Genomic DNA, 21,699 nt, shown 5'->3' with positions numbered 1-21,699 from the left:
AACAGTGCCACTGCGACTGGCGACAGTCCACTGGGCGGTCCGGACGATGTTACGGATACCAGTGATGATGGTGATGACGGCGACGGCAATACGTTGGATGACCCAACGGTAGTTGCGATAGCCCAGGATCCGGTATTAGAAATTGAAAAGACAAGTCTTTTAGATTTAGGTGTAGATGGAATAGCAACAGTTGGTGATATCATCACTTATACCTATACAATAACTAATGCAGGTAACGTCACCTTATTCGATGTTAGTGTAACGGAAGACAACTTAGATTTTACAGGAACAGGTACATTGCCAACACCGGTTTATGTGAGTGGAGGTAGTGATGAAGATAGTGAAGGTGATTTGGAAGATATAGCTGTTGGTTCTGATACAATAATTTATACAGCAACATATGCAATAACTCAGGAAGATATTGATGCAGGCATTGTAACGAATCAGGCTCTTGCAAATGGAACGGGACCACTGGGTGGAGGAGTAAGTGATGAGAGTGATGATCCTAGTGATCCGACGAGTAATGACGATCCAACAGACACAGTGATTCCACAAAATCCTAGCATGGCTATTGAAAAAACAAGTAGTTTAGACTTAGGGGCAGACGGAATAGCAACAGTTGGTGATATTATCACTTATACCTATACAATATCTAACACAGGTAATGTAACCTTATTCGATGTTAGTGTAACAGAAGAAGCCTTAGATTTTACAGGAACAGGTACATTGCCAATACCAGTTTATGTAAGTGGAGGTAGTGATGAAGATGGTGAAGGTGATTTAGAAGATATAGCTGTTAGCTCTGATACAATAGTTTATACAGCAACATATGCAATAACTCAGGAAGATATTGATGCAGGAATTGTAACGAATCAAGCTGTTGCTAGTTCTACCGACCCATTAGGTGGCGCAGTAAGTGATGATAGTGATGATCCAAGTGATTTGACAAGTAATGATGATCCTACAGATACTATAATTCCACAATCTCCTGATATGACTATTGAGAAAACCAGCAATTTAGATACTGGTGGAGATGGTGTTGCCGATGCTGGCGATGTTATTACCTATACTTATACAGTAACAAACACAGGTAACGTAACCTTATTTGATATAAATGTAACAGAAGATTTAGCTGATTTTACAGGAACAGGAACATTACCAACACCTCTTTATGTAAGTGGTGGTAGTGATGAAGACGGTGAGGCAGACTTAGAGGATATGATTGTAGGTTCTGATACTATTGTTTACAGTGCAACTTATATCTTAACTCAAGAAGATATTGATGCTGGAATAGTTACCAATCAAGCTGTTGCAAGTAGTACGGATCCATTAGGTGGAAGTGTTATTGACGACAGTGATGATGGTGATGATACTGATGGTAATACTGAAGATGATGTAACAAATACCGAAATAATTCAAGTACCAATGATAAGTCTTATCAAGACTACATTACCTCTTGAAGATACAAATGGTGATGGTATAGAAGGTAGTTTAGATGATATTATTTCATATGTATTTATTGTTGAAAATACTGGAAATGTAACATTAACTAATATTGAGGTTGAAGATTTATTACCAGGTTTAAACTTAGTTGGTGGTCCGATCGCACAGTTATTACCAGGTGAAATTGATAGTACTACGTTTACTGCAACGTATCAAATTACACAACTCGATTTAGATACTGGTTTTGTAACCAACTCCGCCAGCGTTAGTGCAGAAGGACCTAACGGTGACTTAGGGGATCCTACAGATGATGTTGTTGACATTAGTGATGATCCAAATGACGCAAATGATGATGACCCTAATGGGGATGGTAATCCAGATGACCCAACAGTTACGGCGGTTAATTCAATCTTTGATTTAGAAGTCACTAAAGTTGTTGATGAAGTAAGGCCTGTTGTTGGTGATGAAGTAACATTTACTATTGAAGTAGCCAATATAGGTAACGTTACTGCGACCAATGTGGTTATTAGTGAACAAATTCCAAGTGGTTATGTATTTGTCTCAGCAATTACAACCACAGGAACTTATTCTGAGTTTGATGGAGAATGGACAGTTGGTCAATTAGATCCTGATCAAGTTGAAATTCTTGAGATTACTGTTGAAGTATTAGGTTTCGGAGATTATGTAAATACAGCGTTTGTTGATGTTGCTGATGGTGGAATGGATGTTAACCCTTCCAATGATGAGGGTAGTGCTGTTGTGGATCCAATATGTTTAACAATTTACAATGAGTTCTCTCCAAATGGTGATGGTGTTAATGAGACTTTTGTTATTGATTGTTTAGAGCGATTCCCAAATAACAAATTAGAAGTCTATAACAGATGGGGTAATATCGTTTATTCTAAAAACGGATATCTCAATGATTGGAGTGGTACTACAAATGGAAGAGCAGTCATTGGTCAATCAGACGAGTTGCCTGTAGGCACATATTATTATGTACTGGACTTGGGTGATGGATCCGAACCGAGAGTAGGATGGTTATATATAAATAGATAAGTAAACAACTATAGAAAAAGACAGAAAGATGATACGTATATTATCAAAAGCAAGTTTAATTTTAATGGTGTTTACTACACTATTAGTAACTGAATTAAATGCCCAGCAAGATCCTCAATTCACTCATTATATGTACAATACTTTGAGTGTTAACCCCGCGTATGCTGGCCAAAGAGAGACACTAAGTGTTGTAGGTTTACATAGATCACAATGGGTGGGTATTGATGGTGCACCGCAAACACAATCTTTAGGTATTCATTCGCCTTTACGCAATGAGCGTATAGGTTTAGGTCTGAACATTGTTAGCGATGCACTTGGTCCTGCTAGAGAGAATTTTATTGATGCTAATTTTTCATATACTATTCCTTTAAATGCAAATGATTTAAAATTATCGTTTGGAGTAAAAGGAGGAATACATATGTTAGATTTAGATTGGAGTAAAGGTCGATTCCGAGATCCAGATAACGTGTTCAATGAAAATGTTAATCTTATTTCACCAATGGTTGGTGCAGGACTATACATGCATACTAGAAAATGGTATTTAGGGTTAGCTGTACCAAACTTTTTAGAAACAGAACATTATGATGACTTTCAGGAGTCTAGAGCTACAGAACGTATGCATTTCTATGCCATAGGTGGTTATGTTTTCAACCTTAGTGAAACCTTAGAGTTAAAACCAGCTTTCTTAGTGAAAGCGGTTTCAAATACACCGCTTATTGCGGACGTGTCTGCTAACTTTTGGTACAAAAAGAATTTAACTGCTGGTTTAGCTTGGAGATGGGATGACTCTGTGAGTGCTCTTGTAGGTTTTCAAGCTACACCTGGCATGTTTATTGGTTATGGATATGATTTAACCACAACAGGTTTAAATAATTACAATGGTGGAACTCACGAAATAACTTTAAGATTTGAAGTGAAGCGATTAGGCAGAATTTTATCACCACGTTTCTTCTAAAAATAAGACTATGAGAACAATTTCAAGATATATAAGTTTAGTATGTGCAGGTATGTTTGCCTTATCTGCCATTGCTCAAAATGGAAAAATTAAAAGTGTTGAAGACGACTATAGGGATTTTGCTTATGTAAAAACAAGCGAAGTCCTTTTGGAAGTAGCCAATAAAGGCTACAAGTCTGCCGACCTTTTTCAGAAATTGGCAAATTCCTTTTATTTCAGAAATGATATGGAAAATGCTGCCAAATGGTATGGTGAATTATTTACAATGAATGAAGTCATTGATCCGGAATACTATTTTAGATATGCGTTAGCATTAAAAGGTATTGAAAATTACGACGAGTCTGATAAGTGGATGAAAAAATTCAATGAGCTTAAGCCAGATGATATGAGAGGTAAAGCTTTCCTTTCTAAGGTAGATTATAGAGCTAATATAGAAGAATTGAGTAGAGATGACATCGAGGTTCATAATTTAGAAATTAATACAGAACTTTCAGACTTTGGTACTACTGAGTATGAAGATGGAATTGTCTTTGCTTCAGCTAGAGGTGGTGGTCGAAAATATCGTTGGAACGAAGAGCCTTATCTAGATTTATATTCAGTAGAGAAAACTGAAAATGGCTTTGGAGAGGTTAAGGAAATTCAAGGAAAGGTAAATACGAAATACCATGAGTCGAGTGCCGTGTTTTCGCCAAATGGTAGATATATGTTTTTTACCAGAAACAACTTCTTCAAATTAAAATATAAAGAAGATGGTACAGGTGTTAATCGATTACAATTATATAGAGCTACATTAAGTGAAGATGGGACTTGGGATGAGATTCATAAGGTACATTTTAATAGTGAAGATTATAGTGTTGCTCACCCAACTTTAAACTTAACAGGATCACGATTGTATTTTGCATCGGATATGCCAGGTACGTACGGCCAATCAGATATTTTTGTTGTTGACGTTAATGATGATGGTACGCTTGGACAGCCAGAGAATTTAGGGTCTTCCATAAATACGGAAGGGCAGGAGTCGTTTCCTTTTATTGATACCAGTGGTAATTTATTCTTTTCATCAACAGGTTTCCCTGGGCTAGGTGGTTTGGATGTATTTAAATCCGAAGAGTTAGATCAAAAAGTGGCCTCAGGTTCTAATAGAAATTTTCCTATTGAGAATGTGGGCAAACCAGTAAATAGTCCAGCCGATGATTTTGGATATTATGAAAATTTAGTGACCAGACGAGTTTATTTTAGTTCTAACAGAGAAGGAGGAAAAGGTAGTGATGATATCTATACTTTTGAAGTGCCCGAGTGTGAGCAACTGGTATTCGGAACAGTTCAAGATAGTAAAACAGACGAACTCATACCTAATGCCATTGTGGTATTATTTGATGGCAAAGGGAACGAAATTGAACGAAAAACCGTTGGTGAGGATGCCGTTTTTGAATTTGAGTTAGATTGTGAAATGGAATATCTTGTAAGAGGTGAAAAAGAAACCTTCATATCTGATGAAAAACGTTTTACCACACCAAAGAAAAAGCAAGAGCTACAGTTACAATTACTTTTAGATAAAGACGTTCAAGAAATCAACGCTTGTGACGATTTAGCCAAGATTTTAGATATTCCTATCATCTATTTCGATTTTGATAAATCGAATATAAGATATGATGCTGAAATTGAATTACAGAAGGTATTGGCAGTATTGAACAAGTATCCAACGATGACTATCGATATACGTTCGCATACAGACTGTAGAGGTCCTGCAGACTATAATGAGAGACTTTCAGAAAAAAGGGCCAAGTCTACACGTCAGTATTTAATCGATAACGGTATTGCTGAAGAACGATTAACAGCCAAAGGTTACGGTGAGTCACAACTGGTTAATGATTGTGGTTGTGATACAGCAGGTGCGTCTGGCTGTTCTGAGGATGAACATCAATTGAATAGACGCAGTGAGTTTATCATTACAAGTATTAATGGTCAATCTTGTGAAGATTAGGAATAAAAATTTATAAAAAAGAAATTAAAAATAGCCGTTTATACATAAACGGCTATTTTTTATGAATTCCTTTAGCATTTTTAATGCTTTAGATGTTAATTTTGCTTTATGAGAGAAGAAAAAGTCATCCTTGTAGATGAAAATGACAATCAAATTGGGCTAATGCCAAAAATGGAAGCTCACGAAAAAGCACTATTGCATCGTGCATTTTCTGTCTTTGTATTTAATTCTAATAATGAATTGATGCTTCAACAACGTGCGCTACACAAGTATCACTCACCAGGTTTATGGACAAATACATGTTGCAGCCACCAAAGAGAAGGAGAATCTAATTTAGAAGCTGGTAAACGTCGGTTACAAGAAGAAATGGGTTTTGTAACGGAATTGGAAGAAACTACATCCTTTATTTATAAGGCTCCCTTTGATAACGGATTAACCGAGCATGAATATGATCATATTATGATAGGATATTATAATGATCAACCCAAAATAAATCCTGATGAAGTTGCGGATTGGAAATGGATGGGTTTAGAAGATGTTAAGTTAGACATTGCACGTCACCCAGAAAATTTCACGGCTTGGTTTAAAATTATATTCGATAAGTTTTATGAATTTATAAACGTAAAAAAATCATGAAGGTAACCGTACATAGAAAAGCACATTTTAATGCCGCACATAGACTTTACAGAAAAGATTGGAGTTTTGAAAAGAATGATGCCGTTTTTGGTTTGTGTAACAATCCTAACTTTCATGGTCATAATTATGAGCTTATAGCAAGCGTTACTGGCGATATTGATCCAGAAACAGGTTATGTTATTGATGTAAAGATTTTAAAGGATATCATAAAAAGCGAAGTAGAAGATGCTTTTGATCACAAAAACCTAAATGTAGAAGTCCCAGAGTTTCAAGATTTGAATCCTACGGCAGAAAATATTGCAGTGGTCATTTACAATAAGATAAAGGCAAAACTAGATTCTAAATTTCATTTAGAAATAACACTTTACGAAACCCCTCGTAATTTTGTAACCTATTCTGGTGATTAATTTATGAAGAATCAACTCTATCCTTTAAAGTTTAAACCCATTTTAAAAGATAAAATTTGGGGTGGGGAAAAACTTAGTAAACAACTTAAGAAGCCTTCAAGTTCAAAGAATCTAGGTGAAAGCTGGGAAATCAGTACCGTCCCAGGTGATATTTCAATTGTCGCTAACGGACCATTAAAAGGAAAGACACTTCAAGAAATTATAGAAGAGACTACCTCAAGCCTTTTAGGTGTAAAAAACTATAAAAGATATGGCCGTAATTTCCCATTATTGATCAAGTTCATTGATGCTAAAGAAGATTTAAGCATCCAATTACATCCAGATGATACTTTGGCTAAGCAAAGACATGATTCATTCGGAAAAACCGAAATGTGGTATGTCATGCAAGCCGATGACGATGCAAACCTCATAGTAGGTTTTAATCGTGAAATGGATAAAGAGACATATTTAAAGCATCTTGAAGAAAGGACACTGACAGAAGTTTTAAATTTTGATAACGTAAAAGAGGGTGATACTTATTTTATTGAAGCTGGTCGTGTACATGCCATCGGTGGTGGTGTAATGTTAGCAGAAATTCAACAGACCAGTGATATTACATATCGCATATACGATTGGGACAGAAAGGATGAAAAGGGTAATGAGCGTGAACTTCATAATGATATAGCTTTAGACGCCTTTAAATTTGACTTAAAGGATAACTATAGAGTTTCCTATAATAAAGGAAGAAATGAGTCTAATAAGGTGATAAGTTGTCCATTTTTTACAACTAACTATTTAGACTTAGATACTGATTTTTCTGTTAAAAATAACCACGATTCCTTTGTTATTTATATATGTATAGATGGTGAAGTTGAAGTGGTAATGGAGAATTCAAAAGAATTGATTTCAAAGGGTGAAACTATGTTGATACCTGCTTGTATTAAAGATTATTCACTTAAAACTAATAAGGCAAAACTTCTAGAAGTTTATATCTAAAACTTCAAAAAGTAAATTAACTAATTACTACATTTGTATTCAAATAAACATAGATTATTATGGCAAATAAAAGAGATTTAAAAAAGGATATCAATTACGTTTTTGGAGATATTATTGAAGCAGTTTATTACTGGGAATTGGAAAATGCAGAAAAGCCTACGAAGGAAAGTAATGCTATTATTGATGAAGCTATAGCATCATTTGACGAATTGATTGCTCGCGTAAATGATAGAAGTATAGAAGATGCGAAAGCTCATTTCAAATCAATTAATAAAGACCTTGAATCTAAGGGAAGAGCATTAATAGAAAGAATTAATAAATTAAAATAATAGGATTTGCAAAATTGAATTTAACGTTTAATTTTGCTTCCGTTTTTGCCGATATAGCTCAGCTGGCTAGAGCAGCTGATTTGTAATCAGCAGGTCGTGGGTTCGAGTCCCTCTATCGGCTCTTAAAAAAAGCTCTGATTTTTATTAAATCAGAGCTTTTTTAATTTTATGGATGAATCAAGCTATTCTTTTGTATTTCTGTTCTTGATTACTTCACCGAGTTTCTTACCATAAAATGAATTTTTAATTTCCTCAGTTAAACCATTATAGACAGAATCTACATAAACGGGATTTGCTGAGGGTATTTCATATAATGCTAAATAAGGTGCGATAATATTATCTCTATGATTTAAGGCAAATTGAATGGTATAAGAATACTTGCGTTTTACTAAAGTTTCAGATGCTATATTCAACGAGTCCATTGCTAGACTATCCTTATCCTTTTGCGCTAAGAAATTGGCTTTAATAATATCTAAATTCTTATTGTTAAAGCTAGACATGACTTTAGTGTATTCGTTCAATAGATCTTGTTGTTTAGATCCTTTAATTTCCGCGTCAAAATTAAAATTATCTAATGTCGTGTATATTTCGGTTACCCCTTTATCTGCAAAAAATGGAATATAATGCTCTTCTCCATCATTTTTAAATAATTTTAAATAAAGTAATAAAGGTTCTTCTAGGTTGGTCTTTAAGTTAAACTCAGGTTCACCGGTAATAATCATCGAGTCTAAATCTATAATGGTGGAGTCACCTTCCTTTTGAAGATAAACCACTCCTTTTTTAAGGCCTTTTATACGTCCCTTTAATGTAAAATTAGTATCAACGTCTTTGCTACAAGACACTGTAAAAAGTAATAAAAGCGAAACACTGAGTGTTTTGTAAAAGTTTGTCATGGAATATAAAAAAGTTTGTTATTATGTTATTGGTGCAATCATTCGCATTAATTCGGCTGTCAACATCGCACCATAGGTTCCTACTACATAGCCAAAAACAGCTAATAGAACACCAACAGTTGCTAAGGAGGGATGAAATGCTGCGGCAACAACAGGTGCTGAGGCTGCGCCACCTATATTTGCTTTACTTCCTACGGCAAGAAAGAAATAAGGAGCTCTAATTAATTTAGCGACCAAAAACAACAGTGCGACATGGATAGCCATCCAAACTAAGCCAACTATGATTAATCCTGGGTTATCTACTATTTTCGTTAGGTCCATCTTCATCCCTATAGAAGCGACGAGGATATAAATAAATACACTTCCAATTTTACTTGCACCAGCTCCTTCGTATTTCTTTAAACGGGTAAAAGACAAAATGATACCTAAAATGGTTGCGATGGTTATCATCCAGAAAAATTGGGATCCGAATGATGACCAAGCTGATTTTTTATCACTAACGGCTTCAATGTTGGTTTTAAGAAATTCAGAAATTTCATTTGCCCCAAAATGCGAAAATCCAACAACAGTAAATGCTATACCTAAGATGACCATAAAGTCAGTCAAGGTTGGATTTTTCGAAATGCTTTCTGCGTAGCTAGATACTTTTTCCTTTAAGGTATCAATAGCGCTATTATCCGCTTTGAGCCATCTGTCAATCTTTTCTTGTTTGCCAATACCAAGTAAAAGAATAGCCATCCAAATATTGGCCACGACAATGTCAACAATGACCATACCGGCATAGTTTGCGGTATTGTATTCATATATTTCTAACATTGCTGCCTGATTAGCACCACCACCAATCCAACTTCCAGCAAGTGTTGCCAACCCTCTCCAAACCGCATCAGCACCAGCACCTCCAACAGTTTCTGGCGAAATTAATGCAATTAAAAAAATCGCAATAGGACCACCAATGATAATACCAATGGTACCAGTACCAAACATGGCTAAAGCCTTCCAGCCTAAATTAAAGACTGCTTTTAAGTCAATACTAATAGTCATAAGTACCAGTGCCGCTGGGAGCAAAAATCGACTTGCAATGTAGTATACTTGTGATTGATGCTTAACAACCTCACCATTTACATTCACAGTTTCCCACTCAGGTGCTATTAAACCAAAAGTGGTTAATGCGGCAGGCATCATATACGCCATGAGAAGGGCAGGTATATATTTGTAGAATTTTTTCCAAAACTTGTTTTCGCTTGAGGATGTATAAAAAACAAATCCCAGCATTAACATTAATAGCCCAAAAACAATGGTATCCTGTGTAAAAATAGGTGCAGTGTCCATAAGTTGATCATTAAGGGCGCAAAATACCAAAATAAAGAGCAATAAAAAAGTGACTATTAAAGTCACTTTTCATCATTTTTGTTTGTTTTAGGTTTGGGTTGCCTGTTATATTCTTTTAAATACTGCATGAGCATCCATTCTATTTGGCCATTGGTACTTCGAAACTCATCAGCAGCCCATTTTTCAATCGCTTTCAACATTTCTTCATTTATCCGTAAAGCAAAAGCTTTCTTCTTAGACATTTGTATTGATTTTTGATTTGTAGGTTTCTAATATGCGTTTGGCTTCTTCTGATTTTTGGGTGCCTAACAATAGTTTCTTACCATTTTTCAATGTCAGTTGAATCCCAATATCGCCAGATACATTTATAGCTTTTCCATTTGATTTTTTCCAAATTGCACCACCTTTTAGTCCCCAACCTCCATACTCTGTTATGGCATCATACTTTCTAACATAAACTTCGGATATTTCTCCCCACTTTATGAGTCTATATTTAAAATGAAAAGGAAAAAATTTATAATAAATCCCTTTGTCATCGATTCTGGTGTTCATCTTAAGGAAAAAAATCATGCTTGAAGCAAGAATGATAATCATTATTGCTATGGCAAACTCCAAACCAGAAAAACTTTCAGGATTGTTAATATGGGTATGCAATAGAATGGCCAGTGGCATAATCGTACTAATAACCATTAATACAATTATCCAGGTTTGATTAAAACGCTGTTCTTCTTTAAAAATTCGCATTATCTATTTTTATCACGTTCTAAGACAACACTTGCCCATCCTTGTCCAATAAACTTCACGCTCCAGCCTTCTCTGGCATGCTGATTCAACAGGTCTTCAAATTGCTGAAATCGATTTCTAAAACCTAACTTAGGTTGTATGACTTTATACTCTTTCATCTTTATTTTTCACTTTTATTTTCATTGAAAATTACATATGCTATGATGATGCCTCCTACTATTCCAATAATTGAGCCATATACGACTCCCATAGCTACATTACCTGCAATGGCTCCAACGGTTATTCCTATACTTGAACCAAAGGTACTTCCAATAGCAATACTAAATATTTGATTTTTATTCATATTAATGACTTAAAGTTCCTGTATTAACCACAGGAGCAGCTTCTTTATCACCACAAAGTACAACCATAAGATTGCTCACCATAGCTGCTTTACGCTCCTCATCTAATTCTACAATTTCATTTTTGTTAAGCTCTTGGATGGCCATTTCTACCATACTCACGGCACCTTCTACAATTTTATGTCTTGCAGCAACGATAGCGGTAGCTTGCTGACGTTTTAACATGGCGTTTGCGATTTCCTGCGCGTAAGCTAAGTAACCTATACGTGCTTCAAGTACTTCAATACCTGCAATAGATAAACGCTCATCGATTTCTTTTTCTAAAGCTTCACTTACTTCATTAACACTTGAGCGCAACGTTATGTCTTCATCATGGCCTTCATCAGCAAAATTATCATAAGGATACATGCTAGCGAGCTTACGAACAGCGGCATCTGTTTGTACACGAACAAAATTTTCGTAATTATCTACATCAAAAGCAGCCTTGTAGGTATTCTGTACGCGCCATACCAATATAGTACTAATCATTACTGGGTTACCAAGTTTGTCGTTTACCTTTAAGCGTTCGCTATCAAAGTTACTAGCTCTTAATGAGATTTTTTTCTTGGTGTAAAATGGATTGACCCAATAAAAACCATTCTTTTTGATAGTGCCTACATACTTTCCAAATAGTAATAATACGCGCGATCCGTTAGGCTGTACCATCACAAAACCAAATGCCATAACTAATGATAAGACAATAGTGATTATGGGCCATGGAGTTTTTAATGCAACAATAGTGGCAATACTTCCAAAAAACAGAACTAAAAATACAAATAGCATAAAGTAGCCATTAGCAGGAACGATGATTTTTTCTTCTTTCATAATTAAAAATTTAATTGGTTAATCATTTTATTCAATATGATATTAAAATGATATCATAAAGATATACACTATATGTGTCTAGTTCCAAATAATTGTTACAGTTTTATGAAAAAAAATAAAAAATAGAGTTTGGCACGCGATTTGAAATATAGTTGTTGTAATGGTTACAGCGATCGTTACAATCGTAACAACACTACAACATCGCGACATTACATTTTGGTTGGTTAGTTAGTAAAAAAGCATCTCGTACGAGATGCTTTTTTAATTATGTTATATTAAATTTTAATTCTTAATAAACTTGGTGATACTTTCGATAAGCTCTAAAGAGATTTCGCGAGATGCTTCGTTATATGATTTTGAATTTTCTAGATCATCACCTTCAATTTCGAAGAGCACATGATTCATGTTTTCAATAATTTTTAGTTCAGCATTTTCATTAGCGTCTTTTAATAGTTGGGCTTCTTCTTCAGAAACTTGAAGATCTTTGGTGCCATTAACAATGAGTATAGGAATGTTTAACTTACGAATAACTTCGGTAGGATTATATTGCATCCAATTGATCATAAAAGGTTGAATATCTATATTAAAAACAGATGCCAGCATAGGAGGGAACTCCGATGTTGTTTCTCCATTTTTAAGTTTATCTACCACTTTTTGAGCTTCTTCTCCAAGTTTAGGAGCCATATTTGTAACTTGATCTACAATGACATCTCCAATGTTTTGGCCAGCGCCCGCCAACGAAATAAATCCATCAGCTAGGTCTTTAACTGCGAGCATACCCACTAAGCTTCCTTGGCTATGGCCAACAATATAGATTTTTGAGTGTGCCTCCTTTTCTTTGAAATAGGTGATAACCTCTACCGCATCACTCACAAAATCGTCAAACATTACGTTTTTATCAATATTACCTTGACGTATTTGTTTTACAATTCGTTTATCGTATCTATAGGTAGCAATACCCTCATTAGCCAATTCTTCTGCTAATTTTTTAAGGGAATTGTTCTTCATAAAATTCTGATTGCCATTTCTATCCGTTGGTCCAGAACCGGCTATGATGATTACCAATATCTGTTTTTCATTGGTATTTGGAGTCAACAGAGTGCCATCAATTAAGGATGAAACAGAAATCTCCTCTTCTGTAAATAAATTGTCTTGACAAAATGAAAAATTAAAAATCAGAGCACTTAAAATTACTAAAAGGTACTTCATTGAATTACAATTTTATTTAAGGTAAAGTTAACGTATAATAATTTTAAATTTTAATAATTCAACTTTTTTTGGATGCATTTTATTGTGAAATTTTGGTAAAATAATTCTATATTGTGAAGTGTATTTTATCGATGAAATGCATATTTTCATCCTTAAATGTTAAAATTAAATGTATTACATCGATTAATAGTGTTTTTAAGCGATAAAATTAAAATCTAATTATATATTTGAAGTGTACTAAAATTTAGTTTTTAGTTCAATGGATTAATTAATTAATATTTGCGTTATGTTATGTTGACTTAGAGACCCTAAATCTACTTACATAATAAAAAAGCAAATTAGAAAAACCGGGTTTGAGGGAACCCGGTTTTTTGTTTTACATCTGTTTTCTTCTATTACTCCTTTTCATTTAAATAATTTTCGAAAGGTTAAATTTATTCGAGGTTGAATTTTACGTTTTGTTTTTGCAATTTGATGTAACCAAAAATGCTGCATTTCACCTTTCATTAATAATAAACTGCCATGTTTCAAGTTAATCTTATGTTTTTCGGTTTTTAATGTTCTATGTTTAAATTGAAATGGTCGTTCCTCTCCTAAACTTATGGATGCAATAACGGGATTAATCCCTAATTCTTTTTCATTGTCGGCATGCCAACCGTTACTATCATTTCCATCACGGTAGAGATTAATCAAAAGTGTATTGAATTTCTCATTTGAGAAATCTTCAACCTTTTCTTTGATTACGTTTAAAATGGGTGTAAAGGCCTTGGGGTACATAGTAATATTTGAGTAACTATAAGGTTGGTTGGTATCACCAAAAAGAGCTGTTAATCTAGGTTGTTTATAGGTTTTTCCGAAGACGGTTATGTCATCGTGTTGCCATTGTGTTTGTTTGTTTATAGCATTAAAATAGTAGTTGGCTTCTTGAATTTTAAAAAAGTCAGGTACATAAATCAACTCAGCATTAGGTAAAATCAGATGTTGTTTCTCGCTCGAAAACAAGTCCATAGCATAATTTTTCTCTAAATTAGTACTTCAATATGAAATATAAAATTCTCATCTATATAATTACTCTGGGTTTTCTTGGTTTAGCCTTTTTTCCTAATCAAGAATTGCCAAAAGACTTTGTTTATGTTAAGACATTGATACCAGACTTGGATGTAGAGTTAAGGTATTACACCACAAATAACTTTGTTGGAGATACCATTGATGGTTATAAGTCTAATCATTTAATACTAACCAATGCAGCGGCTAAACAGTTAAAACAAGTTCAAGATGAGTTGCAGAAAAAGAATTTATGCTTAAAAGTTTATGATGGTTATCGACCACAGCGTGCAGTGAATCACTTTATGCGTTGGGCAAAGGATCTTAATGATACCATTAACAAGGCTCTCTTTTATCCAGATGTGCATAAACGAAATTTATTTAGGGAAGAATATATTGCTTCACGCTCTGGCCATAGTAGAGGAAGTACCGTTGATCTCACTATTATTGATGGCAACACTGGTAAACCTTTAGATATGGGAAGTCCTTATGATTTTTTTGGTGAAGAGTCTTGGGTAGATTATGACGGCATTACTGAAGCACAAAAGAAGAATCGCCAATTACTACAAAACGTGATGCTAAAACATAATTTTAGGAATTATCCTAAGGAATGGTGGCATTTTACATTGCGTGGTGAGCCTTACCCAAACACATATTTTGATTTTGAGGTGGAGTAATTACTTTTTTGAGTTTCTCTTTAAGTGAATGATGACACCTACAATGTTTACCAATAGACCAAGTACTACAAACGCGAGCGCAGAATTCTCAGTTTTGGCTTGATAAATGATGGTGCCAGCAAGTATCGCAATACCAACAAGAGCAATTATTAATCCAGTTTTATCTTTCATATGCTTTAAAATTAAATATAAATGTATGCCCAATACATCAATAAAAATTGAAGCGGAATTCTTAAAATCAATATCCATTTTGGGATACCAGCAGAAGCTTTTTCTCCAGATAACATATAAAAATGCACTAAAAGAAAAATTACTAACATGGCAATAATGCCATAAATGGCAAAAGCCTTTGTTTCAGGAAATAATAGAGCTACACCCAAAACAATTTCTACAATACCACTTAGTAATACCAAAAATTTGTGATTTGGTAAATAGCTTGGCATAATGCGCATATACATTTTTGGTTTTATAAAATGCATAAGACCAGCCAAAATATACATACCAGCCATAATATATAGTCCTAACAGGTTACTCATCCTTAAATGTTTTATACGTTATCCCAATACCATAATTAAAGAGATTTTTGTCTAAAAGACTAGATTTAAAACCATTGCCTTTATCAAATTTCACCCAATTATTTCCGTTAATAAAAATACGTTTTATAAATGTGTTTTTGCCTTCAACTTTATCTGTAAAGGGTAAGAGTGGTCTAAAATTAGTAGGGATTTTTACAGTTTCGTTCTTTGTTTTTATTTCCTTGTATTTTTTATTTGGTAGAAGTTTTCCTTCCTTATTGGTATATCCCATGACCTGTATAGATACAAAAAAACCATCCTTTGGAATATAAAGGTTATAGCCGCTAACATCGAGATTATAAACATCACCATCTTTTTCAGTGGCTCTAAAGACAATAGTTTCATAGGTTAACACTTTTCCTGGTACCCCTTTATCGTTAACATAAAACTGCACCTTAAATAGGGTTGAAAATTTCTTTTTTTGGCTATTGGCACGTTTACGTTTATTCCAATCCTTAGACTCTAGTGCAATAGGAAAACTAACACTTTCTAATTTTTGATCCTTATCTGAAGTTTTTTCAAAATATACGGCTATTTCAGATTCTATAGTTGGTAACCAACAGTTATAATAGTCATCATCGAGATAGGGCTTTGAAATTTCTATCTTAAATTTTCTATTCAGCTTGGTACTTAAAACAACCTCATCTAAAGCATCTACTTGTGGTTGTAAGAACAGTTGGTTGGGTAAATTGTATGTGGCAATTTTTAGATTTCTAAAACCAATAGCCGAAATAAATAGGGAATCGACGTCTGGATATAATTTTTTGGTGAAGAAAAACACACCGTCATCATCGGCAAATATTCCTTGTCCACTTCCAAAGGATACCGTGGCATAACTTATGGGACTTTTGGAAACACTGTCTAGCACTTTAATTTGGGCAGTAGATTTGGCCCATCCAAAAGTGATAAATAATAAGGTTATAAATAATTTAGAACTCATAGATGTTAAAGATGCTGAAATAAATTAAGCAAGGCAAATAAAACTAAAAAACGCCTCATAAGATGAGACGTTTTTAGTTTTGATTGATTATGTGTTGTAGTTAGTCTTCCACTGCTTTTTTGGTTTGTGTAAAACCAACGTAAAGACCAACACCAGCCATGAGAAAGGTCATTGCAGGGTAGATTACATCCTCATCTAAATTGGTTGTTGTTTCTAGAAGATTTGCAATAAATAGACCTAAACCAATACCCATTAAAAGAAAGGCTAGGTTAATGACTATTACTTTCCATGAAGATCCTGAGCGTTTCCCTAAATTAAAAATACTGGCATCGGCTCCTTTTTCTATTAAAGCTAAGCGCTCTTTGTTTCGGGTGGAAAAGTATAGATAAACCATTCCAAAAATTGCTGCGAAAAAACTAATTGGTATTAATATTTCTGCGTCCATAGTGTTTGTTTTTTAATTGATTAATTTTAATTGTTTTTAGCTTATGACGACACATTAAGTTTTTAGGTTACACTTTTTTAGAAAATATTTTTTTACTCGGTTTGTAACCTTTACAAAAATGTGGTCGTCTTAAATACAAAATGACCACCAACGACGAGAACATATTAATTGAAGCTATTAAAAATGGCAATACCAGGGCTTATGCGCAATTAGTAGATAAGTACAAGGATTTGGTGTACACTTTAGCTATAAGAATGCTTAAAAACAGGGAAGAGGCTGAGGAGGTGGCTCAAGATACATTTATTAAGGTGTTTAAGTCATTAGAGAATTTTAAAGGAGATTCTAAATTCTCTACATGGATTTACAGAGTGGCCTACAACACTTGTTTAGATAGAATCAAAAAGAACAAGAAACATCTTAATAATGTTACAATAGATGAGTTTACATTTAATAAATTAGATACTATAGATAATGCATTAGATAATATTATTAAGGAAGAAAAAAACACATTAATAAAAAATTGTATTAATAAGTTGCCTGAAGATAGTAGTGCGTTATTGACCTTGTTTTATTTTGAAGAACTCTCTTTAGAAGAGATCTCCAAAATTATAAATATTGAAACTAACACGGTTAAGGTCAAATTATTTAGAGCTCGTAAAAAGTTGGCAACGATTTTAGAACAATATCTACAACCACAAAATAATATAAGTTATGGAAAAGGATGATAAAAGAATAGAGGATTTAGTGAATAAACTTATGGCTTATGATAGTTTAGAAAAGGCACCAGAACATTTTACGGATGAGGTCATCTCTAAAATCGAATCACTTCCTAAAACAAAGGCAATTGTTTATAAACCGTTAATTCCTAAATATGTATGGTGGTTATTGGCTGGTGGTTTTATGGCATTAATAGCTAATATTGTTTTTAATAGACCTAGTGATACAGCAAGCCTCTCTGAACGTTACAATATACCTGATGTTTCTTTTGACTTCCTTAGCAATATATCCTTCAGTTTTTCAAGTACATTAATGTATGCTACAGTGTTTTTGGCTCTGATGGTTGCTATTCAAGTGCCATTATTAAAGCAGTATTTCAATCAAAAACTATCGTATTAATCTGGGAAATACCAAAAGGGAATCTTAGCATATACTAATCGCTGTGTATCTTGTTTTCTTATTCGTTTTCTTATTATGCTCAGTATATGTTTCCCTTCATTAAAATTTTTAAGGCCAACATAGGTTTCAAAGCCTGTCTGCTGTTTTTTACCCTGACCAAAAACATAGTCGTTGTTAAATTCAATAGAGTCAATTTTAATGGTAAAAACCTCTTTCAAGGTCTCTATATAAGTTTTTCTCAAACTATCTCTTTTGTTCCAAGACATATCATTAACAATAACAATATCACTATCCAAACCTCTCAGTTCCTTTTCAGGTTTTAGGCCTTTATTGAATGCAAAAATGTAATCATCAAAATCGTCATTAAAAACCAAAAACACTTTCATGAAGTTGTTGGTAATAACTTTAGAAGAGATTGCAACATCTTCAATAAAGTCATCATCACTTAGTAAATCTTCATAATTGCTATTATCTGCTATAAAACTGTTTGAGTTGATGTCTGAATTGAAATAATTTGAGGTATTATAACGTAGGCTCGTGCCAACAAGAATTAATACATAGATTGGGACAAGTGCCAAACTAATCCGTCTACCAAACTTGTTGTCTAAAAAATTGTACACTAATGGTCGGTATAAAAACGCTAACGTGATTCGACTAAATACCCAATAGATTGGAAAGTATAGTTTACTGAGCCATTTCTTCTTTTTTAGCCAACCTTGGGTTAAAAAATCAATGAATGTGAAAAACATTCCAATAACAATAAATACAATAAGAGGTATACCAATCCATTTGCCAAGAGAATCGTTGATACTATCGTTATCCAACAATAATTTGGCGACTAAAACAATAGAAATAATAGTAAAAGTAAAGGCAAGGACATAAAAAATTAAAAGAAAGGAAATAGCAAAAATAATGCTGCAATAATTCTCTAACCTGGCGATGTAGCGATCAAAGGAACCAACTTTCTTTTTTAGGTAATTGGTGAATTTTGGACTGTAATTTAAAGCCTCATAGTCAATATCTCCAGAAACATAGCGTAATCCCAGAGCACCAATCCAAAGACCACGCAATACCACATGAAGCAATAAGTTGAAAATTAAAATGGCACAAGATACCAATACTACAGATAGTACAATCCATGAATAAATTTTACCATCATTCTGAGCAGCTTTGACTTCAATGTTCAAATATGGGAAAGCAGTAAACAAGCCAAATATTGCAAAACCAGAAATAAGTAACTCTAACTGCCAGCTTTCTTCCTGTAATTTTTGAAGTAATTTTTTAAATGCAGGATTGTTATAATCTTGACTCATGGTTATTACGTTGGTGTTAATTAAGTCTAAAGTTAACTATATTCAGTTAATTTTAATTTTTTTAATCCAAATTTGAAACCCTAATCACTTTTCATCGTTTTTAAAAATAAAGATGCCAACCAACTTAATGCAAGCACAACTAGAAACTTTAATAACAGCCTGTAGAAATGGTAACCAAATGGCGCAAATGCAATTGTATGATCAATATTGCAACGCTATGTTTACAGTAGCTTATAGGTATCTTAATAATGAAGAAGATGCAAAAGACGCCACGCAAGAAGGCTTTTTAAAAGCATTTGTAAATCTTGAAGATTATAAACCAGAGGCAACTTTTGGAGCTTGGTTAAAACGTATTGTAATCAATCAGTGTTTAGATGTTTTAAAGAAGAGGAAAATTGAATTCTCTGGAGTTGAGGTTTCAGAATTGCAAATAATTGATAATAATGATTGGCGTTTTGACAGTTCACTAACCAAAAAGGACATTCTAAATGCCATAGCGCAGCTGAACGAAAAACATAAAATAGTTATAAAGCTTTACTTAATTGAAGGTTACGACCACACCGAAATTTCAGAGATTTTAGATATACCCATAAAAACCTCTAGGACACATTTAAGACGTGGGAAATTAAAATTACAGGAACTCTTAAAACAGAAGTATAATGAAGCAAGATATTAGAGAATTTTTTAAAGACCAAGAGGATTTAAAAACACCTCCAGCAAATCATAGAAAGGAATTTTTAGATAAGTTAAAAGCACAAAATCAATCTAAAAAAGTTGGTCAAAAATGGTTAAATGTTGTTGCTGTAGTTATAGTAGCACTAACTCTTGGTTTCACTGTACTCTACAAAAAACCAACTGAAGAAGTATCGCCAATAATAGCACAAGTAGAAGCATTAGAGGCCGATTATCTTAAAGAGATTAATACCGAATGGGATAATTTTATCGCCATTGCCGATGATGAGGTTTTGGTTGTTCGCTTCCGAAAAAGATTAGATGATTTGGATAAGGATTACCAACTAATTGCAGAGCAATTTAAGGGAGATGTCAATAACATACAGGTTGTAGAAGCATTAGTAGAGAATTTACAGACACGACTTCAAATACTAAAAGATATACAAGAGCACATTAAAATATTGAATCAAAAAAACGAACAACATGAAAAATCAATTTAAAATCTTAGTGCTGATACTCATCACATCAGCAATGAGCTATTCACAAACACGTCGCATACTCCAAAAACATATAGATGTAGATAAGAATACATCTGTAATCTTAAATTTTGAAAATATTTATGTAGCGATAGAGGAATCTTCGGACAATCAGATACATTTTGAATATGTGATGGAATTTCATGGTTATTCCAAAAAAGAAATTCAGGACAAAATAGACGGAATTAAGGCAGAAGTAACGAGTTATGATAATATTGTAACACTAAATGCCACTAGTAAACAGCAAGTGACTTTTGTAACCTACGAATTTAAAGGAGACTACGGGATTTCGTTTGAAGATGATTTTTTTAGTTCAAAAAAGGATTCCGTAATTCGAAAATCTAAAGATTCCTTGTTAGCTCAAATTAGAAAAAATAACAAGACGAATTGGACCAGAAACCCAATAGAATATGTTAAAGGTAAGTTTAAGAAAGTTGATAAAGACGGAAATTTATCTAACATATCTAAAGAAAATGTAGACATTTTACGTAGCAAGTTTTTAATTAAAATCCCATCTACAGTTAAATTAAACATCAATGCTAGGAATTCAGGTATTTACTTTAGAAACGATTTACGTAATGAGGTGTCTATAACTTCACAGCAAGGAACTATTAAGGCAAAGGCAATGACAAATGCTTACAACCTAGTGAAAATAGATAATGCCAATTTTGAAGCTGAGGCAATAATAGGAGGTAGTTATAATCTAAAGAATATTAAAAATGGTAAAATAGGAAGTCTAAAAGACATTAAAATTAATTCTGAATTTTCTAAAATTGAAATAGGGGAAATACAAAAAGAGACCACAATCACGGATTTTAACAGTGAATATTTCTTCTACAATTGGTCTAATAATTTTGAACGATTTAGTCTTTATTCTGAATATTCAAAGGTTCATTTTTTTTATCCAACACAAAATTACAGTCTTAAGGTTGTTGGTCATAATACCAAAAATCTTTTTGGTAAAAACAAGTTCGAAGTCAATATGCAGCCTACTTCCAAAGGTGAAAAACAAACTATGATGGTAAAGGAAGCTGATAAAGATAAAAAGTCAGAAGGCCAGATCTTCTTTGATATTGTTCATGGCATAATCGTATCTTATTCTCATTCCCTTAATTAGCATTTATTTTTTTTTGAAATTATAGAGTAATATGCTCTAAAGCTTTAATTAAAATAATACTCATTATTAGAAAAAGAATAAAAAAAGCGCAAGTTTAAA

The 21,699-nt window shown here is 33.6% G+C and carries 27 protein-coding genes and 1 tRNA gene; 14 read left to right on the top strand and 14 right to left on the bottom strand.

Features of this window, described 5'->3' with window-relative positions:
• The 8 genes from ACFQ1K_RS07700 to ACFQ1K_RS07665 all read left to right on the top strand — a co-directional run.
• Positions 1-2,499, top strand: a 2,499-nt coding sequence (locus tag ACFQ1K_RS07700) for a DUF7507 domain-containing protein (RefSeq protein WP_386134042.1), incomplete at its 5' end; no start/stop codon positions are given.
• A gap of 28 nt (positions 2,500-2,527) precedes the next feature.
• The gene (locus ACFQ1K_RS07695; protein WP_320555637.1) at positions 2,528-3,454 is read left to right on the top strand and encodes a PorP/SprF family type IX secretion system membrane protein; all 927 of its coding nucleotides are present in this window, start codon (positions 2,528-2,530) and stop codon (positions 3,452-3,454) included.
• Between the two features lie 10 nt (positions 3,455-3,464).
• Positions 3,465-5,438: an OmpA family protein gene (locus ACFQ1K_RS07690; RefSeq protein WP_320555636.1), complete on the top strand. Its 1,974-nt coding sequence runs from the start codon at positions 3,465-3,467 to the stop codon at positions 5,436-5,438.
• A gap of 108 nt (positions 5,439-5,546) precedes the next feature.
• Positions 5,547-6,074, top strand: coding sequence for an isopentenyl-diphosphate Delta-isomerase (gene idi / locus ACFQ1K_RS07685; RefSeq protein ID WP_320555635.1), 528 nt, complete (start codon positions 5,547-5,549; stop codon positions 6,072-6,074).
• Positions 6,071-6,481 (top strand): 6-pyruvoyl trahydropterin synthase family protein, encoded by a 411-nt coding sequence (locus ACFQ1K_RS07680; RefSeq protein WP_320555634.1) that lies wholly within the window; start codon positions 6,071-6,073, stop codon positions 6,479-6,481. The genes idi and ACFQ1K_RS07680 overlap by 4 nt, the downstream gene beginning before the upstream one ends.
• Before the next feature lie 3 nt (positions 6,482-6,484).
• Positions 6,485-7,456: a type I phosphomannose isomerase catalytic subunit gene (locus ACFQ1K_RS07675; RefSeq protein ID WP_320555633.1), complete on the top strand. Its 972-nt coding sequence runs from the start codon at positions 6,485-6,487 to the stop codon at positions 7,454-7,456.
• A 59-nt stretch (positions 7,457-7,515) separates the two neighbouring features.
• Complete coding sequence (locus ACFQ1K_RS07670) at positions 7,516-7,785, top strand: hypothetical protein (RefSeq protein ID WP_320555632.1); 270 nt, start codon at positions 7,516-7,518, stop codon at positions 7,783-7,785.
• Positions 7,786-7,832: 47 nt separating this feature from the next.
• Positions 7,833-7,906, top strand: a tRNA-Thr gene (locus ACFQ1K_RS07665).
• 61 nt (positions 7,907-7,967) lie between these two features.
• Here ACFQ1K_RS07665 and ACFQ1K_RS07660 read toward each other — a convergent pair.
• The 9 genes from ACFQ1K_RS07660 to ACFQ1K_RS07620 all read right to left on the bottom strand — a co-directional run bounded on the left by ACFQ1K_RS07660 (position 7,968) and on the right by ACFQ1K_RS07620 (position 14,173).
• Positions 7,968-8,678: a DUF4369 domain-containing protein gene (locus ACFQ1K_RS07660; RefSeq protein ID WP_320555631.1), complete on the bottom strand. Its 711-nt coding sequence runs from the start codon at positions 8,676-8,678 to the stop codon at positions 7,968-7,970.
• Between the two features lie 21 nt (positions 8,679-8,699).
• Positions 8,700-10,007: a DUF819 family protein gene (locus ACFQ1K_RS07655; protein ID WP_320555630.1), complete on the bottom strand. Its 1,308-nt coding sequence runs from the start codon at positions 10,005-10,007 to the stop codon at positions 8,700-8,702.
• A gap of 62 nt (positions 10,008-10,069) precedes the next feature.
• Positions 10,070-10,249, bottom strand: a complete 180-nt coding sequence (locus tag ACFQ1K_RS07650) for an Arc family DNA-binding protein (protein ID WP_320555629.1) — start codon at positions 10,247-10,249, stop codon at positions 10,070-10,072.
• The gene (locus ACFQ1K_RS07645; protein ID WP_320555628.1) at positions 10,242-10,751 is read right to left on the bottom strand and encodes a hypothetical protein; all 510 of its coding nucleotides are present in this window, start codon (positions 10,749-10,751) and stop codon (positions 10,242-10,244) included. Before ACFQ1K_RS07645 ends, ACFQ1K_RS07650 begins: the two co-directional genes overlap by 8 nt.
• Positions 10,751-10,909: a DUF4177 domain-containing protein gene (locus tag ACFQ1K_RS07640; RefSeq protein ID WP_320555627.1), complete on the bottom strand. Its 159-nt coding sequence runs from the start codon at positions 10,907-10,909 to the stop codon at positions 10,751-10,753. Before ACFQ1K_RS07640 ends, ACFQ1K_RS07645 begins: the two co-directional genes overlap by 1 nt.
• Positions 10,910-10,911: 2 nt before the next feature.
• On the bottom strand, positions 10,912-11,094 hold the full coding sequence (locus tag ACFQ1K_RS07635) for a hypothetical protein (protein ID WP_320555626.1): 183 nt from the start codon (positions 11,092-11,094) through the stop codon (positions 10,912-10,914).
• A 1-nt stretch (position 11,095) separates the two neighbouring features.
• Entirely contained in the window at positions 11,096-11,956 is an 861-nt protein-coding gene (locus ACFQ1K_RS07630) for an SPFH domain-containing protein (protein WP_320555625.1), read from the bottom strand.
• A gap of 282 nt (positions 11,957-12,238) precedes the next feature.
• Positions 12,239-13,165: an alpha/beta hydrolase gene (locus tag ACFQ1K_RS07625; RefSeq protein WP_320555624.1), complete on the bottom strand. Its 927-nt coding sequence runs from the start codon at positions 13,163-13,165 to the stop codon at positions 12,239-12,241.
• Positions 13,166-13,570: 405 nt separating this feature from the next.
• Positions 13,571-14,173 carry an alpha-ketoglutarate-dependent dioxygenase AlkB family protein gene (locus ACFQ1K_RS07620; RefSeq protein WP_320555623.1) on the bottom strand — a complete coding sequence of 201 codons (603 nt, stop codon included), beginning with the start codon at positions 14,171-14,173 and terminating at the stop codon, positions 13,571-13,573.
• 32 nt (positions 14,174-14,205) lie between these two features.
• On the opposite strand from ACFQ1K_RS07620, the gene ACFQ1K_RS07615 reads away from it, so the two are divergent.
• Positions 14,206-14,886, top strand: coding sequence for a M15 family metallopeptidase (locus ACFQ1K_RS07615; RefSeq protein WP_320555622.1), 681 nt, complete (start codon positions 14,206-14,208; stop codon positions 14,884-14,886).
• On the opposite strand, the gene ACFQ1K_RS07610 is transcribed toward ACFQ1K_RS07615, so the two are convergent.
• The 4 genes from ACFQ1K_RS07610 to ACFQ1K_RS07595 all read right to left on the bottom strand — a co-directional run bounded on the left by ACFQ1K_RS07610 (position 14,887) and on the right by ACFQ1K_RS07595 (position 16,846).
• The gene (locus ACFQ1K_RS07610) at positions 14,887-15,057 is read right to left on the bottom strand and encodes a hypothetical protein (protein ID WP_320555621.1); all 171 of its coding nucleotides are present in this window, start codon (positions 15,055-15,057) and stop codon (positions 14,887-14,889) included.
• Positions 15,058-15,068: 11 nt separating this feature from the next.
• Positions 15,069-15,422, bottom strand: a complete 354-nt coding sequence (locus ACFQ1K_RS07605; protein WP_320555620.1) for a DoxX family protein — start codon at positions 15,420-15,422, stop codon at positions 15,069-15,071.
• Positions 15,415-16,401, bottom strand: a complete 987-nt coding sequence (locus tag ACFQ1K_RS07600; protein WP_320555619.1) for a hypothetical protein — start codon at positions 16,399-16,401, stop codon at positions 15,415-15,417. Before ACFQ1K_RS07600 ends, ACFQ1K_RS07605 begins: the two co-directional genes overlap by 8 nt.
• 100 nt (positions 16,402-16,501) lie before the next feature.
• The gene (locus ACFQ1K_RS07595; protein WP_320555618.1) at positions 16,502-16,846 is read right to left on the bottom strand and encodes a DUF6249 domain-containing protein; all 345 of its coding nucleotides are present in this window, start codon (positions 16,844-16,846) and stop codon (positions 16,502-16,504) included.
• A gap of 140 nt (positions 16,847-16,986) precedes the next feature.
• Here ACFQ1K_RS07595 and ACFQ1K_RS07590 point away from each other — a divergent pair, with 140 nt between their 5' ends.
• Positions 16,987-17,571 (top strand): RNA polymerase sigma factor, encoded by a 585-nt coding sequence (locus tag ACFQ1K_RS07590; protein WP_320555617.1) that lies wholly within the window; start codon positions 16,987-16,989, stop codon positions 17,569-17,571.
• Positions 17,558-17,962 carry a hypothetical protein gene (locus tag ACFQ1K_RS07585; protein ID WP_320555616.1) on the top strand — a complete coding sequence of 135 codons (405 nt, stop codon included), beginning with the start codon at positions 17,558-17,560 and terminating at the stop codon, positions 17,960-17,962. Before ACFQ1K_RS07590 ends, ACFQ1K_RS07585 begins: the two co-directional genes overlap by 14 nt.
• Here ACFQ1K_RS07585 and ACFQ1K_RS07580 read toward each other — a convergent pair.
• Positions 17,959-19,275, bottom strand: coding sequence for a hypothetical protein (locus tag ACFQ1K_RS07580; protein WP_320555615.1), 1,317 nt, complete (start codon positions 19,273-19,275; stop codon positions 17,959-17,961). The two genes, ACFQ1K_RS07585 and ACFQ1K_RS07580, sit on opposite strands and share 4 nt — an antisense overlap.
• Before the next feature lie 112 nt (positions 19,276-19,387).
• On the opposite strand from ACFQ1K_RS07580, the gene ACFQ1K_RS07575 reads away from it, so the two are divergent.
• Genes ACFQ1K_RS07575 through ACFQ1K_RS07565 form a run of 3 tightly spaced genes read left to right on the top strand, consistent with a single transcriptional unit; the run spans position 19,388 to position 21,600 of the window.
• Positions 19,388-19,951 carry an RNA polymerase sigma factor gene (locus ACFQ1K_RS07575; RefSeq protein ID WP_320555614.1) on the top strand — a complete coding sequence of 188 codons (564 nt, stop codon included), beginning with the start codon at positions 19,388-19,390 and terminating at the stop codon, positions 19,949-19,951.
• A complete protein-coding gene (locus ACFQ1K_RS07570) occupies positions 19,935-20,447 on the top strand; it encodes a hypothetical protein (RefSeq protein WP_320555613.1) in 513 nt (170 codons plus the stop codon). Before ACFQ1K_RS07575 ends, ACFQ1K_RS07570 begins: the two co-directional genes overlap by 17 nt.
• Positions 20,431-21,600 (top strand): hypothetical protein, encoded by a 1,170-nt coding sequence (locus tag ACFQ1K_RS07565; RefSeq protein WP_320555612.1) that lies wholly within the window; start codon positions 20,431-20,433, stop codon positions 21,598-21,600. The genes ACFQ1K_RS07570 and ACFQ1K_RS07565 overlap by 17 nt, the downstream gene beginning before the upstream one ends.
• Positions 21,601-21,699 lie beyond the last annotated feature (99 nt).

Origin of the sequence: Winogradskyella aquimaris (genome assembly GCF_042676105.1) — a bacterium.
GTDB lineage: Bacteria > Bacteroidota > Bacteroidia > Flavobacteriales > Flavobacteriaceae > Winogradskyella > Winogradskyella aquimaris.
This window is presented reverse-complemented; position numbering and strand designations above follow the sequence as displayed.